The sequence below is a fragment of the Plantactinospora sp. B6F1 genome (genome assembly GCF_040120695.1).
Taxonomy (GTDB): Bacteria; Actinomycetota; Actinomycetes; order Mycobacteriales; family Micromonosporaceae; genus Plantactinospora.
The window spans coordinates 426999-440579 of sequence record NZ_JBEEAC010000001.1 but is presented as its reverse complement, the minus strand read 5'-3'; the positions used below and the strand labels follow the sequence as shown (position 1 = coordinate 440579).

The following is a 13581-nucleotide window of genomic DNA, read 5'->3' as shown; positions in this document are numbered from 1 at the left end:
TCTACTGGGTACGGCGTACGAAGATTAGCGTACGGCGTACCCAGATCACAACCGACTTGTAGGATGACGGCACCATGACGAGCGAGCTCAGCCCCACGGAGCAGTTGCGGCGCAGCATCGACCTGCTCTGGGGCGGCAGCGAGCGCCCCGCCCGTGGACCGAAACCGACCCTGACCCTGGACGGGATCGTCGACGCGGCGATCGCCGTCGCCGACCGGGACGGCACCGCCGCCATCTCCATGCGGCGAGTGGCCGGCGAGCTCGGGGTCGGTGCGATGACGCTGTACCGATACGTCCCCGGCAAGGCCGAACTCGTCGCGCTGATGCTGGACAGGGTCAGCGGGCCGGGCGACGAGGCGCTCCAGGCCGCGGAGAAGGGCTGGCGGGAGCTGCTGACGGCGGTGGCCCGCGACTCGTACCGGCTACACCTGGCACACCCCTGGCTACTCCAGGTCAACTGGACCCGCCCGGTCATGGGACCGAACAGCCTCGCCGGAGCCGAGATCGTCGTCGCCGCGCTGACCGGCCTCGGCCTCACCAGCCAGGAACGGATCGGCGTCATGATCACTCTCGACGGCTTCGTCAGCGGCTACGCCCGGCGCCGGATCCTCTACGACGCCGCAGCCGAGGAGAGCGGAGTCAGCGACGAGGAGTTCTGGAGCCAGCACTATCCGGTGCTGGAGCGGGCCATGGCGTCGGGCAACTACCCGGCGATGGCCGCCCTCGCCGAGGACGCGTTCGACGCCGGCTGGGACGACACCTTCGAGTTCGGCCTGCACTGCCTGCTCGACGGCTTCGCCGTGCTCTTCGCCGCCCGCCGGTCGACCCCGCCGGACGGTCCGGCCGGGCTCGACCCGTCCCACAGTTGCCGGTGATCCTCGAACTCTGAAGTCCCGCAGCCAGGCGTACCGGTAGTCGTAGTTGTCGGTGCCGCCGAGCCGCTCCGGCAACGACGTGGTGACGGCGGCGACCACCGCTCCGCTGGGCCGGTAGGTCAGGCCCTGCATGATCAACGCGTGGTGCCGGACGAGGTCGGCGTAGCGGCCGTCGTACCGGTGCAGTTCCTGCCCCGAGCGCCAGGTCTGCACCGTTTCCTGGAGCGCCGGTACCGGGTCCAGATGCTGCGGCGGCGGGCCGTAGGCCGGCGCGACCGCCAGGTCGAAGGCGACGACCTGACCGGCGGCGATGTCGAACTCGCCGTACGCCCGGCCGTACGCACAGTCCAGCGGGACCGGGCCGCGCAGGGTCAGGGCCACCGGGCCGGCGATGGTGAGCACCTCGCCGTCACCGCAGTGCAGGTACGGCACGATCAGCCCGTACTCCGGCCGGGGAACGTACTCACAGGCCATCCGTACCGTGCCGCCGAGTCCCTCGACGATGCGGACCAGCACCATCGGAGACTCCCGGCCGAGGTCGTGCGCCCGAGGCCCGGGCTCGGCCACCAGCCCTTCGGTCACCGCCACGCTGCCACCGCCGGTGTGGTGCACGGTCCGCAGCACCAGCGAACCGTCGAGGTAGGCCCGCTCCGTCCGGCGGCCCGCCCCGGCCACCGGGCGGAGGGACCAGTGCCCGGCGTCCGGATCCAGCAGGCGTCCGAAGACCGACGGCGCGTCGAACCGGCTCGGGCACCACCAGTCGATGGAGCCGTCCCGGCTGACCAGCGCCGCCGACGCACAGTCGGACAGTAGACCGTAGTCGGCGATCTCAGGCTCGGACATTCCGCGCATTTACCCGACCAGCCGTGCTTCGCACTCCCGTATGTGACTTTCGTCGATAACTGGCGGCGTCTCTTCGGTGTTTGGTGGCGTGGCGGAGGGGGCGTCACAGCACGCCGATGACCAGCGATTCCCGAGCGGCCTCGATGACTTCCTTGGTCACCATGGAAAGCTGGTTGATGTCGAGGACCCGCTTGATCTGGGCGACCAGTCGGGCGGTGAGCCGGAAGTTGCCGCTGGTGATGCGGATGATCGTGGCGAGGGTCTCGGCCGTGGTGAAGTCGTCCGGGTCGTGCAGGCCGAGTTCGGGCCAGTAGCGGGCCAGGACGAACGCCTGTTCCTCGGCGGAGAGCACCCGGAAGTGGTGCACGAACCCGACACGGCTGTAAAGCTGCGGGTAGCGGGCCAGGCGCTTCTCGATGCCGGGCATGCCGATGAGGATCAGCCCGACGCTGGTGCGGTCGTGCAGGTCGCGTAGTTGCTCCAGGGTGGGGGTCTTGAGCCGGTCGGCCTCGTCGACGATGAGCAGTTCGGCGTAGCGGCCCTGGTGGCGTGACAGCGCGGGCGGGTCGTGCTCGGGGTGTTCGAGCGTCTGGATCGCCCAGGACAGCCGGTCCTGGATAGAGGCCAGTTCCTTCTCCAGCCTTCCGGGGCTGTTGTGGACCTTCGGGGTGTAGACGGCGGTGCGGGTGTCGAGGATCTCGCGGGGGATGCGGTCTGCCTCGAAGAACTTGAAGGTCTGCACGGCGTGCTCGATGAGGTCCCAGCGGGCGTACTGGCGCGCGGAGAGGGTCTTGCCGACCCCGGGCGGGCCGTAGCACAGCCCGATGTAGCGCTCGCGGCGTACTGCATCGGCGAACTCGGCGAAGCGCCGGTACTCCTTGGTGACCACGAACGGTGCTTCGGTGGGCGGCTCTTCGACGATGGGCGGCGCGACGTCCAGACAGGCGATGGCTGCTTCCTTGGCTGCCCACTGCTCGGGGGTGTCCGGAGTGCCGTTGTCGATGCCGGCGTCGGGGTCTGCCATCGCTCACTCCTCCCGGTAGAGCTTCAGTGCCGGCGCGGCGGCGGGCCCGGCCGGTACGGGGTCCAGCACGGCTGGCGTGGGTTCGGGTGGCTGGTGCACCGCGAGGAGTCGGTCGACGACGCTGGCGCGGTGGGTCAGCCCGTGGGTCAGGCCGCGTCGGCGGGCGTTGCGCGCGGCGGTGATGTCCTTGATGCCGATGGTCTGCGCGGCCAGCTCGGGGCAGATGGCCCGGCACAGGAACCGGTCGTCGTGGAACACGCGGATGTCGGCGACGTCGCGTGGGTCGTAGCGGATGGTGACCGGCTCGCCGACGTATTCGCCGAGCACGGTGGTGTCGAGGTAGCGCAGGCCGAACAGGTGGATGCCGTCGGGGTGGACCTTGCGCGGTTTGGCGATGGTGAGCAGCAGGAGGTCGAGCTGTTCCAGGCTGGCGGGCAGGTGTGGTAGGAACCCGGCGGCGTCCCAGCGGGCCTGTGGTGGCTGGCCGGTCTCGCTGTGCGGCTGCTGGTTGTACTCGGCGACGATGAACCGGCCGATCGCCGTGTCGAGTTCGGCGAGGCTGAGCTTCGCCTGCCCGGCCCGGTCCTTGGTGCCGCGTGGGGCGTAGCCGGGCAGGGTGGGCAGGCACATCTGGTTGATCGTGGAAAAGAATCGCTCGATCTTCCCGCGGCCGCGGGGCTTGCCCGGCTGGGAGAACACCAGGCGGATCTTCAGGTCGGCGGCGACCTGCTCCATGTGCTGGGAGGTGAAGTCCGAGCCGTGGTCGGTGTAGAAGGTGGCCGGGATGCCGCAGACGTGCCAGCCCGGTTCGCTCTTGCGCCAGATCGCCTGCCGCAGGCCGAGGGCGGTCTGGATCGCCGACGGGGCGCCGAGGTTGACCGCGTACCCGGCGATGACCCGCGAGTGGTCGTCCTCGATGACGGTCAGCCACGGCCGGGCCGGCTTGCCCGACGGGGCGATCACCCACAGGTCGAGCTGGGTGTGGTCGGCCTGCCAGATCTCGTTCGGCCGGGCCGCCTCGCGGCGGTGGATCAAGTCGAATACCTCCCGGTACCGCTTCTCGCCGTCGATGGCCAGGGTCCGCATCGCCGGGTCGATGCCCCGGATGATCGCGTACACGGTGGCGTACGACGGCACCGGCCAGCCCTGGTTCTTGGCGACGTCGACGACGACCCGGTGCACATGCGCAGCAGACGGCCCAGGCGGGCGCAGCGCCAAGCCCTCGATCAGCAGCCGCAGCTCGTCGGGCAGCCGCCGCGTGCCCCGGTCGGCACGCGCCTGCCGGGTGAGCCCAGCCAACCCATCGGTCCGGTAGCGGGTCAGCCACCGCTGCGCGGTCCGCAGCGCCACCCCAGCCTCGCCGGCCGCGCGGGGCAGCGGCACCCCGTCCTCCAGATGCGGGCGCAGCACCCGCCACCGGTGCAACGCCTGCGCCCGAGCGGTCTCGGACAGCTCAGCGAGACCACGGGGCGCCGGCGGGAGGGGCGAGCCGCGCACGGCCGTAGGCTATGTCCACATCAGTCAATATATCGATGGGACACGCGGAGCGTTCCACATCCTAGGAAGTGGAACAATGGCCGACCGGCCCCGTCGCGGACCGTAAACCGGGCCATCGGCCGTTCCACAATCCGTTCCAGAACTTGTGTTCCGATAGGACAGTACAGCAACGACTTTCGGTACGCTCCGGGAGTGACTATCGCCACGCCGCACCCGCTGGCCGGACTCGACCTGGGCTACGCCCGCGTCTCCACCACCAAGCAGAGCCTCGAACGCCAACTCAACGCCCTGGCCGCAGCCGGCATCCCAGACGAGCGGATCTTCACCGACAAGAAGACCGGCGCCACCGTCGACCGTGAGGGCTTGGCCGCCCTGCTGCGCTACGCTCGGTCCGGCGACACGATCGTCGTGCACACCCTCGACCGACTCGGCCGCAACCTGCGCGAAGTGCTCAACCTCGTGCACGACCTAGCCGAGAAGCGCATCGGTGTGCGGTCGCTGGCCGACCCGCTACCGATCAACACCGCCGACGAGGGCATGGGTCACATCGCCTTCCTGCTGCTCGCGCTGTTCGCCGAAATGGAACGCACCTTCACCGCCGAACGCGCCGCCAACGCCCGCGCCGTCGCCGAGGCCAAGGGCCGACACGTCGGACGCCCCGTCGCCCACCCCGCCGACAAAATCGAATACGCCCGGCTACTCAAAGCCCAAGGCGCCAGCCTCGGCGCCATCGCCACCAAGACCGGCATCCCGAAGACATCCCTGCATCGCTACCTCGCCGATGCCGACGCCACGGTGGCCGGTGCGCGATGAGCCGCCGCAAGATGCTGTGCGAAGCTGGCGCGGCGACGGCCAACACCGTGAGGTTGAGCTGGCATGGTGCGGCAATCCGGCGGTCGCGGCTCGGCCGGGGAACCATTCGCGTGAATGCCTCGTCCCATCCGTATGGATCTCGGGTTGGTTGAGGAGGTGCAGCCCCGATGAAGGCCAGAGCGCGAGCCGCTGTAGCGTTCCTGACCGTGTTGCTCCTGAGCACTGGGTGTGCGTCTGACGATGGTTCTCAGAGGACAGGAGCGCCTGCTCCTGGGGGGCGCGTTGGTGAGGTGGCCTTGTCGGCTGCAGCCGATTCCGTAAAGCGCATGTTGCAGTCGTCGTTTGCTGAGTCATACGCTGGCCTGACTGTGGATGTTGAGCAGGGCAGGTTGATCGTCTATCGTCGCCCTGACCCGGGCTTGGACGCCGCTGTCGCGCAGATCGATGTTGATGTTCCAATTACTGTTGCCGATGCCCGCTTTTCACTACGGCAGATGGAACAGACTGCCGACCGGGTCATGGCCGATGCGGCGTATTGGCGAAACCGAGGCATCACGATCAACGGAGCTGGGCCTATCCCCGACGGGTCGGGTGTCGAGGTCATGACTGCTAACAGTAGTTCTGATGAGCAGCGGGCTCTCGCCGAACGGTATGGCGAGGGCACGATCGTGGTCCGGCAAGGCGCTGCGGCCGTGCCGCCGATCGGTGTGCCCCTTAGGCCGTTGCCGACACGCGTTGGCCCGACCCCATAGCAGGGCCGGGCCCGCACCGTGGATCGTTGGGCTAGCTGACCGAGTCAGAGGGTCCGGATTGTAGCGTTGACACCGGCAAGTTGGACCGTGATGTCCGGGTACCAGAAGCGCCAGGAGCAGTGGCGAGCATTCTCGTCGTCGTCGGGGCCTGCAGGAACGCCGTGACAGGCACCCCAATCATCCGAATCGCCTGGTATGGCGCTAACCGTGCCGCGGGCGATGGCCCAGGAATTGTCCTCGCCCGTGTTGAAGAAGACAGGACCGCCGCTGTCACCGTTGCCCACCATCGTAAACCCGTTGCTCTTTTCGGCACGGACCATATCGGTGACCTGCCCGTAACCTCCCATGTTGATTGTTTGGTCGACGGCGACGGCGACGCCGCCACACTGGGTTCCTGAAAACGATCCGGAGGTACACAGCGTGTTACCGACGTTAGTGGCTGCGGCGGAAGCAACCGGCTTGCCGGTGTTGGTGTCACCGGTGACGACGGACTCGCCATCGTAGATTCCACCCTGCGACGAGGGAACGCCGATCACCTGGGCATCGTGTGCGTTGTCGATGTGGGCGCCGAGGCTGCTGCCGTATAGTGAGGTGATCTCAGCGACTTTCCGGTAGGTATCTGTACTCGAAGTGGGTCAGGTGCACGGCGGCGGCAACGATGTCGCCGATTCGGCGTGGGCTGACGGTCGTGTGGCGTAGCGTCTTCCATCGTCCGATCAGGATCGCGAAGCCGCGTTCTCCTTGCCAACGTAGACCGCGTAGCAGTCGGTTGTAGGCGCGGTTGTCGGGCGCAAGCCGGTGTCCGTCAGCGGGTTGCTTGACTGGTGTCTTGATGCCGTGACCTGCGCCTTCGTAACCGGCGTCGGCCAGGGTCGGCAAATCGAGTTCGGCGGCGGACCAGTTCAGTGCAGCGGTGATCCCGAGATTACGGGCGCAACTGCTGTCGTGCAGGTGCCCGGGCAGCGCCGCCGATGTCCAGATCGGCAGCCCGTCGGGTCGAATGATCGCTTGGACGTTCGCGCCGAAGTCGCGGTGCTTTCCGGAGAACCAGGCGTCGATCACCTCGCCCTTGACCGACAGGGTCGTCTCGGTGAGCCGGTCGCAGTCGAACAGCTTGCCGTCGAGGATCACGTGGGACCAGCCGTCGGCCGCGGCCCGACGCAGAGCGGTGTGCAGGTCGCTGGCCTGGGCGGCGAGGACCGTGATGCCCTCGTCGCGGTAGCGGTAGGCGGTCGCTCTGGAGATGCCGAAGCCGGCGGCGAGCAGGGTCATGTCCTCGGCCTTGCGGAACCAGACGAGCACCATCAGGGCCTGGTAGAAGCAGGTCAACGCCCGCGTGCCACGGCGGGTGCCGCAGGCCCGGCGCTGTGCGTAGAGCAGACGCGCGAGGTGCTGCACGAGTTCCCTCGGGACGTCGACCATGGCACGATAGGCAATCACGTGGAGCCCTCTCGAAGACGTGTTTCTGTCGCAAGGACGTGTCTATCGATGGCTCCACGCCTGTTTCCACTGCCGCCCGACTCGCCGCCTTCGCCCGTGTCGCACCAATCAAACCTTATGCGTTGCTGAGATCACCTCAGTGTCGGCGTCCCGCTCCCTACCATAAACCAGGATCCTCGGCCACAGTGGTTCGCGGTCAGCATGCCGGCCCGGCTTCCGCCGGCTGTGACTGAAAAGCCCATGGTGCAGGCAGCTTGAGCTGCGACGGGCTGCCCATTGTTGACGCTCCAGCGTTCCATGTACGTACCGCCCCAGTAGGGTTGAGTGTCGAGAATACGCCATGCGGCTTGAGGCTTTGCCATTCGAGTCACCTGCACCGCGACGGTACTACTTATCTGCGGAAGCGGCTGCGGACCCAGGGTGGTGGAAGAGGACGTGGATACGCCGACCTCAAGGCCGGATCCGTCCGGTTTCGGGCCGACTGACACTACCTCAAAGCCGTACATCGACAGCGCCTTGTCCGACATGTATACGTCGGCAATGTGATCGCGTTCCGCTTTCAACTGGGACAGCGTGAAGGGCGCCGGGTGGATAGTCACGGCCATGCCAGTATTGCGGGCAGCTGCCACCTCGCGACTGGCCGAGGCCGAGAGCGGACCATGCCAATAAAGGTGCAGCGTGTTGGCTTTGGCGTCAACGACCACACCGGACAAGCCTGCGAACGTAGAGGCTTTGCTTTGCTTCTCATCGGCCTTGATCCTATTAGCGACCTGGTCGATTGCAGCTTGATTCTTCATGAGGGCTATCTCGGCCGGCGTCGATAGCGCTGCGTTAGCCCTTGTCGTCAAGCTTTTGGATGGCAAGTCGCCAGGATCGGCCGATACCGGCGATGTGGCCAGCAGGGTCAGCGCCAGAATGCCTGTGGCAAGGACCGCAGGCCCGCGAACAACTGTGGTCAAGGCAATGCCTCCCGTATAGGACTTGGCGCCACGCGGCCACGGGCACCCCAGCGCGTCCTAAAGGATGTCTCGTAACTCGGTGAAGGCGTTGCCTGGCAACGGTGCTGGTGTCACCCCGCCAGGATGATGTTGTGAAGGTGGGCGATCCCGGAAGCGGTGTCGGTCAATGTGCGGGCGGCGCGGCGGTAGTCGCGCAGGATCTTGAAGCACTTCATCCTGGCCAGGGCGTGTTCGACCTGCGCTCGGACGGTGCGGTGCTGCTTGTTCAGGTCCTTCTTCCAGTCGGGTAGCTCGCTGCCGTCGGCGGGCTTGCGGTACGGGATGATCACCTCAGGATTGCCGCGGTAGGCGCCGTCGGCCATGACCGGCCGTCCGGCCAGCTTCTGGTCGATGCCGGAGGTGCGGTAGACGATGGTGTCGTTGCGGTTGCCGGGCTGCGGATCGCCGAGGGCCACGACGAGGCGGGTGTGGGCGTCGATGGCGACCTGCAGGTTCGTGGAGTACCGGTAGTTCTTGCTCTGGGCGGCCAGGCGGTGGTCCCGGGTCGGGATGAGGGTGCCATCGACGATGGCGATCTGGTCGACCCGGCGTCGGCGTACCGGTGCCAGGGCGAGCAGGGGGCCGAGAGTGTCGATGACTCGGTGGGCGGCGGAGTGCGACACCCCGAACAGCGGGCCGATCTGCCGCATGGTCAGGTTCGTGCGCCAGTACGTGGCGACCAGCAGCACCCGGTCGGGCAGGTCGAGAGACCACTGCCGGCCCGGCCGGCCGTCGGCGATCGTGTCCCCGCCGCGCTCGGCGACCAGTCTGACGAGGCGGCGGAACTGGGCTGGCTGTAACCCGGTGAACGGGAAGATCCACTCCGGGCGGGCTGCCGAGATCACCTGCACCCCGACATGATCCACCATGGACCCCCAACGAGTTACGAGACATCCCTTAGGACCGCATGGCAATCGTCAAAGTTCGGGCCCTGCACACAGCAGAACCCATAAGCGCCGACGTTCCACAGTTTCACCCGGTGATCGGCGCCGTACTTACAGCTAAATTTCCATACTTAGATCTATGAGTCAATAGCCTTCGGTGTTCGAGTGGCAACGATGGGTGGTTAGGGGTCACAGTGTGGCGGGCGAAGCGTGGTGTGCCACACCTCGTGATCGGGCATGGTCGTCCGGCAAGACTGGCCCTGGTCAAGCCCTCTAGTGGGTCGGCCCAGCGAAGGGGTGGAAGCCACTGCCATACGGCCGGCAGAGGGGCCCACGTCCCCACACTTTCCCATTGGGTCAGTGACCTCCGTCACCCGGCCCGCTGGCGGGCCAGTTCCGGAGGCTCCAGCCGGCGCGGGCGTTCCGCTTCCGGGTGCTCTCCGCCGAGGAACAGGCGTTCGTCCTGGCCCGCCACTGGCCCGAACTCGGCCTGCACGACTCGGACGACTTCCCACCGCCGAGACCCTCGCCACGATCATCCGCATCACCGGCGGCAACTTCCGGCTCACCGCCCGCCTCGTCGCCCAGATCAAGCGGGTCCTCGACATCAACCAACTCTGCATGGTGACCAGGGAAGTCGTCGAAGCGGCCCGGGAGTCTCTGGTCATCAACGTGCTGTGACGATTCCTTTGCTGCGCAGCCAAACGCCGAAGAGGCACCGCCAGTTATCGACGAAGGTCACACTCCCGTACTGACATCGCGGCGCCGACCTGCCGCCCCGCGGCCGGCAACAGGTGTCATTATGATGCGATGACAGACGGAAGGTGGGAGTTGTCTCCCGATCTCGGTTCCGCCGCCGCCGTCCTGTCCCTGACGGTGGTGGGCAATGGCACCGACATCCGGGTGGCCGCCGACGGTGAGGTCGACATGAGCACCGCGGACAACCTCCGAGACTGTCTGGACGAGGTACTGGACCAGAAGCCGGACAGGCTCACGGTCGACCTTGCCGGCGTCACCTTCCTGGACTCCAGCGGCATCGCCACCCTCGTGCACGCCTACAACCGCGCGCTCAAACAGGACGCCGGACTGAACGTGGTGAACTGCCAGCCGAACGTTCGCCGGGTACTGGAGCTGACCGGCCTGCTCACGATGATGACCGACGGCGGCTGAACCGGCGCCCCGGTCGGGCACCGCGCGCTGTGCCGGCTCGCCCGGCTCGCGTAGCGCGAGCCGGTTCTGGGTAGCTGCGGGTCGTGAACGCTATCCCGCAGGTCCTGGTGGTCGGACAGCTTGCCCGCGACCTCGTGCTCGTGGTCGACCGGATGCCGCCGGTCGGTGGCGCCGCCGACGTCCGGCGCCGTCGCGAGATGCTCGGCGGCAAGGGCGCCAACCAGGCGGTCGCGCTGGCCCAGCTCGGCGCCCGCCCGGTCCTGCTCGCCGTGGCCGGCGACGACCTGGCCGGCGAGGAGCTGTTGGCACAGGCACGCCGGGACGGGATCGACGTGTCCCGGGTACGCCGCCGGGTCGGCAGGTGCACCGGACTGATCGTGGAGGCGCTGGACGCCGAGGGAGGCTGGCGCTACCTGCAACACCTCCCCGACGACATGCTGCTGACCGAGGCCGACGTGACGGAGTCCGGGTCGGCCTTCGACGCCGACGCCGTACTGGTGCAGCTCCAGCAGCCACCACCGGCGGCGCTGGCGGCGGCACGGCTCGCCCGGGAGGCCGGGCGGCTGCTCGTGCTCGACGGCGCACCCGCCGACGACGAGCACCGGCAGCCGCTGCTGGCGGCCGCCGAGGTGCTGCGGGCGGACGACCGGGAGACCGAGTTGCTGACCGGCGTCCGTGCCGACGACCCGGAACGGGTCCGCACCGCCGCCGAGCAACTCCTCCGGGCCGGCCCGGGTCTGGTCGTGCTCGGCCTCGGGCGGGCGGGAAACCTCTTCGTCTGGGACGACCGACGCTGGGGCAGCGGGCATCTGCTGGTGCCGCTCTCCGAGGAGAGGGTCGTGGACACCACCGGTGCGGGCGACGCGCTGACCGCCGCGCTCACCGTGGCGCTGCTGCGGGACGATCCGCCGCCGGACGCGGCCAGGTACGCGGTGGCCGCCGCCGGAGCCACCGTCGGGCACCCCGGCGGCAGACCCGCGCTCGACGCCGCCGCACTGCGGAACCGGATGGCGGAACTCGCACCCCGGCCGGTACGCAATCCGCTGATCGGCGGCGAGGCGTGAGCGTCGAGACCGGGCCGGCGAGCGGGCGCCGGCAGCCGACAGCGTCGATACCACGGGCCCGAACCGGCCGTACAACCCCGACCCCCCACTCCCCCACCTGGGAGATCCGCGAGAAGGGCCTGGACCGGGCCGCCGGGTAAGGCGGCCGGTCAGGGACGGCCGGCGGCCGGCCGGACGCCACCCGGTACCGGGCGTTTGCCGAGCCCGACCTCTCCCGCCCGCCGCCGAGAACGCCCCGCCGCTCAGGCCGGGACACCGGCCCCGGCTCGGCGTGCAGCATGGGCGGCTCGGCGTGCAGCATGGGCGGTCCGCGTCCAGCATGGGCGGTCCGCGTCCAGCATGGGCGGTCCGCGTGCAGCATGGGCGGTCCGCGTGCAGCATGGGCGGTCCGCGTGCAGCATGGGCGGCGGCCAGCATGGGCGGCTCGGCGTGCAGCATGGGCGTGGCCGCCAGCGGGCGCGGGTATAGCGACGGCATGGCGAGTGGATCGGGCTCGGCGGAGTCGTACTGGATGGATTCGACCGCGGCGACATCGTTCGGCGGCCTGGCCGACGACGTCGAGGTCGACGTAGCAGTGATCGGCGGCGGTATCGCGGGCCTCAGCACGGCCTGGGAGTTGGCTCGGACCGGAGCGTCGGTCGCGCTCCTCGAAGCCGACCGGATCGCCGCCGGAGTCACCGGTTACACGACCGCGAAACTGACCGCCCAGCACGGTCTCGTCTACGCCCACCTGCGGTCGAAACTCGACGAGCAGGCCGCCCGCTGGTACGGCGAATCGCAGCTTGACGCCATCGAGCACGTCGCCGCGACAGTCGCCGAGCTCGGGATCGACTGTGACCTGGAGCGGCTCCCCGCCTACACGTACCTGCCAAAGGAGAAGCGCGATCAGATCGAGGCCGAGGTCCAGGCGGCGCGCCTCGCCGGCCTTCCCGCGTCGCTGGTCACCGAGTCCGGACTGCCCTACCCGATCGGTGCCGCCGTCCGGGTCGAGCAGCAGGCCCAGTTCCATCCCCGCCGGTACCTGCTCGCGCTCGCCGCCGACCTCGTCGGCCGGGGCGGACGGATCTTCGAACGTACCCGCGTCGTCGACCTTACCGAGGGCGAGCCGTGCCGGCTCCAGACCGAGAGCGGTGCCACGGTGACGGCCAGGGACGTGGTGGTCGCTACCCACTACCCGATCTTCGACCGGGCCGGCCTGTTCACCCGGCTGGTACCGCACCGGGAGCTTGTCGTCGCCGCCGTCATAGACGCCGGCGACGATCCGGCCGGCATGTACGTCACGCCGGAGGAGAACACCCGTTCGATCCGTACCGCCCCGTACGGCAACCGGCGTCGGCTACTCATCGTGACGGGCGAGTCGTTCCAACCGGGCACTCCCGGGGTGGGCGAGCGCCTGGACAAACTCGTTTCCTGGACCAGGAACCACTTCCCGGTCGACTCGCTGGCGTACCACTGGGCGGCCCAGGACAACACCAGCACCGACCGGGTCCCCCACATCGGTCTGCTGCATCCGGGTGCCTCGCACGTTTACGTCGCCACCGGCTTCAACGCCTGGGGCATGACCAACGGAGTCCTGGCCGGGCGCCTGCTGACCGCGCTCATCGACGGCACGACCCCGCCGCCCTGGAGCAGGCTCTACGACCCACGTCGCCTGCATCCCCTGGTCGAGGCGGTACCGCTGGCCAGGGCCGCGGTCAACGTCGCCCGGCGGTTCGTCCGGGACCGGCTGCGACCGGCCACCTACGCCGACTCCCCCGAGCAGCTCGCACCCGGGGACGGAGCCGTGATCCGGATGGGCGGGCGGCGGTGCGCGGTGTACCGCGACGACTCCGGCGACCTGCATTCGGTCTCGGCGACCTGTACCCACCTGGGCTGCGTCGTCGCGTTCAACGATGCCGAGAAGACCTGGGACTGTCCCTGTCACGGTTCCCGTTTCGACGTCGACGGTGCGGTGCTGCACGGACCCGCGACAACGCCGCTGCCGCCCGCGGACGGGGCCGGCAACTGATGGCGACATGCCGAGGACGACCGTATCGTCCGCGCCGCCCGTGCCGTCGGGGCGCTGGGTGTCACTGTCGAGCCCGTCCAGGCCGACCGGGCGACGCCCGCCGGCGTCCAGTAGGCCGTACGACCGGGTCACCGCGACGGGCCACCCCGTCGACGCCCCGGTCATCAACGCCGAGCCAGGCCCGGCTCCGCCGAGGACTGAGATCCCGGACTT

12 protein-coding genes and 1 pseudogene are annotated in these 13581 nt (G+C 68.7%); 6 read left to right on the top strand and 7 right to left on the bottom strand.

Annotated features, from left to right (window positions below; genetic code table 11):
- Positions 1-74 precede the first annotated feature (74 nt).
- Complete coding sequence (locus ABNF97_RS01680) at positions 75-875, top strand: TetR/AcrR family transcriptional regulator C-terminal domain-containing protein (RefSeq protein WP_130462756.1); 801 nt, start codon at positions 75-77, stop codon at positions 873-875.
- Between the two features lie 12 nt (positions 876-887).
- Here the strand turns inward: ABNF97_RS01680 and ABNF97_RS01675 are convergent.
- From ABNF97_RS01675 to ABNF97_RS01665, 3 genes and pseudogenes are all read right to left on the bottom strand, one after another.
- Positions 888-1718 (bottom strand): annotated as a pseudogene (locus ABNF97_RS01675) (trehalase-like domain-containing protein); the annotation flags it as partial.
- 103 nt (positions 1719-1821) lie between these two features.
- Positions 1822-2742: an AAA family ATPase gene (locus ABNF97_RS01670; protein WP_349337402.1), complete on the bottom strand. Its 921-nt coding sequence runs from the start codon at positions 2740-2742 to the stop codon at positions 1822-1824.
- Between the two features lie 3 nt (positions 2743-2745).
- Positions 2746-4239, bottom strand: coding sequence for a TnsB C-terminal domain-containing protein (locus ABNF97_RS01665; protein WP_349337401.1), 1494 nt, complete (start codon positions 4237-4239; stop codon positions 2746-2748).
- A 192-nt stretch (positions 4240-4431) separates the two neighbouring features.
- On the opposite strand from ABNF97_RS01665, the gene ABNF97_RS01660 reads away from it, so the two are divergent.
- Both ABNF97_RS01660 and ABNF97_RS01655 read left to right on the top strand, forming a co-directional pair.
- On the top strand, positions 4432-5052 hold the full coding sequence (locus ABNF97_RS01660) for a recombinase family protein (protein ID WP_349337400.1): 621 nt from the start codon (positions 4432-4434) through the stop codon (positions 5050-5052).
- Positions 5053-5420: 368 nt separating this feature from the next.
- Positions 5421-5804: a hypothetical protein gene (locus tag ABNF97_RS01655; protein WP_349337399.1), complete on the top strand. Its 384-nt coding sequence runs from the start codon at positions 5421-5423 to the stop codon at positions 5802-5804.
- A 44-nt stretch (positions 5805-5848) separates the two neighbouring features.
- Here the strand turns inward: ABNF97_RS01655 and ABNF97_RS01650 are convergent, their stop codons facing one another.
- The 4 genes from ABNF97_RS01650 to ABNF97_RS01635 all read right to left on the bottom strand — a co-directional run bounded on the left by ABNF97_RS01650 (position 5849) and on the right by ABNF97_RS01635 (position 9093).
- Positions 5849-6340, bottom strand: a complete 492-nt coding sequence (locus ABNF97_RS01650; RefSeq protein WP_349337398.1) for a chymotrypsin family serine protease — start codon at positions 6338-6340, stop codon at positions 5849-5851.
- 61 nt (positions 6341-6401) lie between these two features.
- Entirely contained in the window at positions 6402-7226 is an 825-nt protein-coding gene (locus tag ABNF97_RS01645; RefSeq protein WP_502930428.1) for a transposase family protein, read from the bottom strand.
- Between the two features lie 149 nt (positions 7227-7375).
- Positions 7376-8203 carry a chymotrypsin family serine protease gene (locus ABNF97_RS01640; RefSeq protein ID WP_349337396.1) on the bottom strand — a complete coding sequence of 276 codons (828 nt, stop codon included), beginning with the start codon at positions 8201-8203 and terminating at the stop codon, positions 7376-7378.
- A gap of 110 nt (positions 8204-8313) precedes the next feature.
- On the bottom strand, positions 8314-9093 hold the full coding sequence (locus ABNF97_RS01635; RefSeq protein ID WP_349337395.1) for a transposase family protein: 780 nt from the start codon (positions 9091-9093) through the stop codon (positions 8314-8316).
- Between the two features lie 843 nt (positions 9094-9936).
- On the opposite strand from ABNF97_RS01635, the gene ABNF97_RS01630 reads away from it, so the two are divergent.
- The 3 genes from ABNF97_RS01630 (at position 9937) to ABNF97_RS01620 (ending at position 13368) form a co-directional block, all read left to right on the top strand.
- Positions 9937-10296: an anti-sigma factor antagonist gene (locus tag ABNF97_RS01630; RefSeq protein WP_130462754.1), complete on the top strand. Its 360-nt coding sequence runs from the start codon at positions 9937-9939 to the stop codon at positions 10294-10296.
- 83 nt (positions 10297-10379) lie between these two features.
- On the top strand, positions 10380-11360 hold the full coding sequence (locus tag ABNF97_RS01625; RefSeq protein ID WP_349337394.1) for a PfkB family carbohydrate kinase: 981 nt from the start codon (positions 10380-10382) through the stop codon (positions 11358-11360).
- 475 nt (positions 11361-11835) lie between these two features.
- Positions 11836-13368 (top strand): FAD-dependent oxidoreductase, encoded by a 1533-nt coding sequence (locus tag ABNF97_RS01620; RefSeq protein WP_349337393.1) that lies wholly within the window; start codon positions 11836-11838, stop codon positions 13366-13368.
- Positions 13369-13581 lie beyond the last annotated feature (213 nt).

What these genes read in the sequence shown, in the direction of transcription:
- ABNF97_RS01680 (WP_130462756.1), top strand. Translation starts at nt 75, where the DNA reads ATGACGAGCGAGCTCAGCCCCACGGAGCAGTTGCGGCGCAGCATCGAC.
- ABNF97_RS01670 (WP_349337402.1), bottom strand. Translation starts at nt 2,742, where the DNA reads ATGGCAGACCCCGACGCCGGCATCGACAACGGCACTCCGGACACCCCC.
- ABNF97_RS01645 (WP_502930428.1), bottom strand. Translation starts at nt 7,226, where the DNA reads ATGGTCGACGTCCCGAGGGAACTCGTGCAGCACCTCGCGCGTCTGCTC.
- ABNF97_RS01630 (WP_130462754.1), top strand. Translation starts at nt 9,937, where the DNA reads ATGACAGACGGAAGGTGGGAGTTGTCTCCCGATCTCGGTTCCGCCGCC.
- ABNF97_RS01620 (WP_349337393.1), top strand. Translation starts at nt 11,836, where the DNA reads ATGGCGAGTGGATCGGGCTCGGCGGAGTCGTACTGGATGGATTCGACC.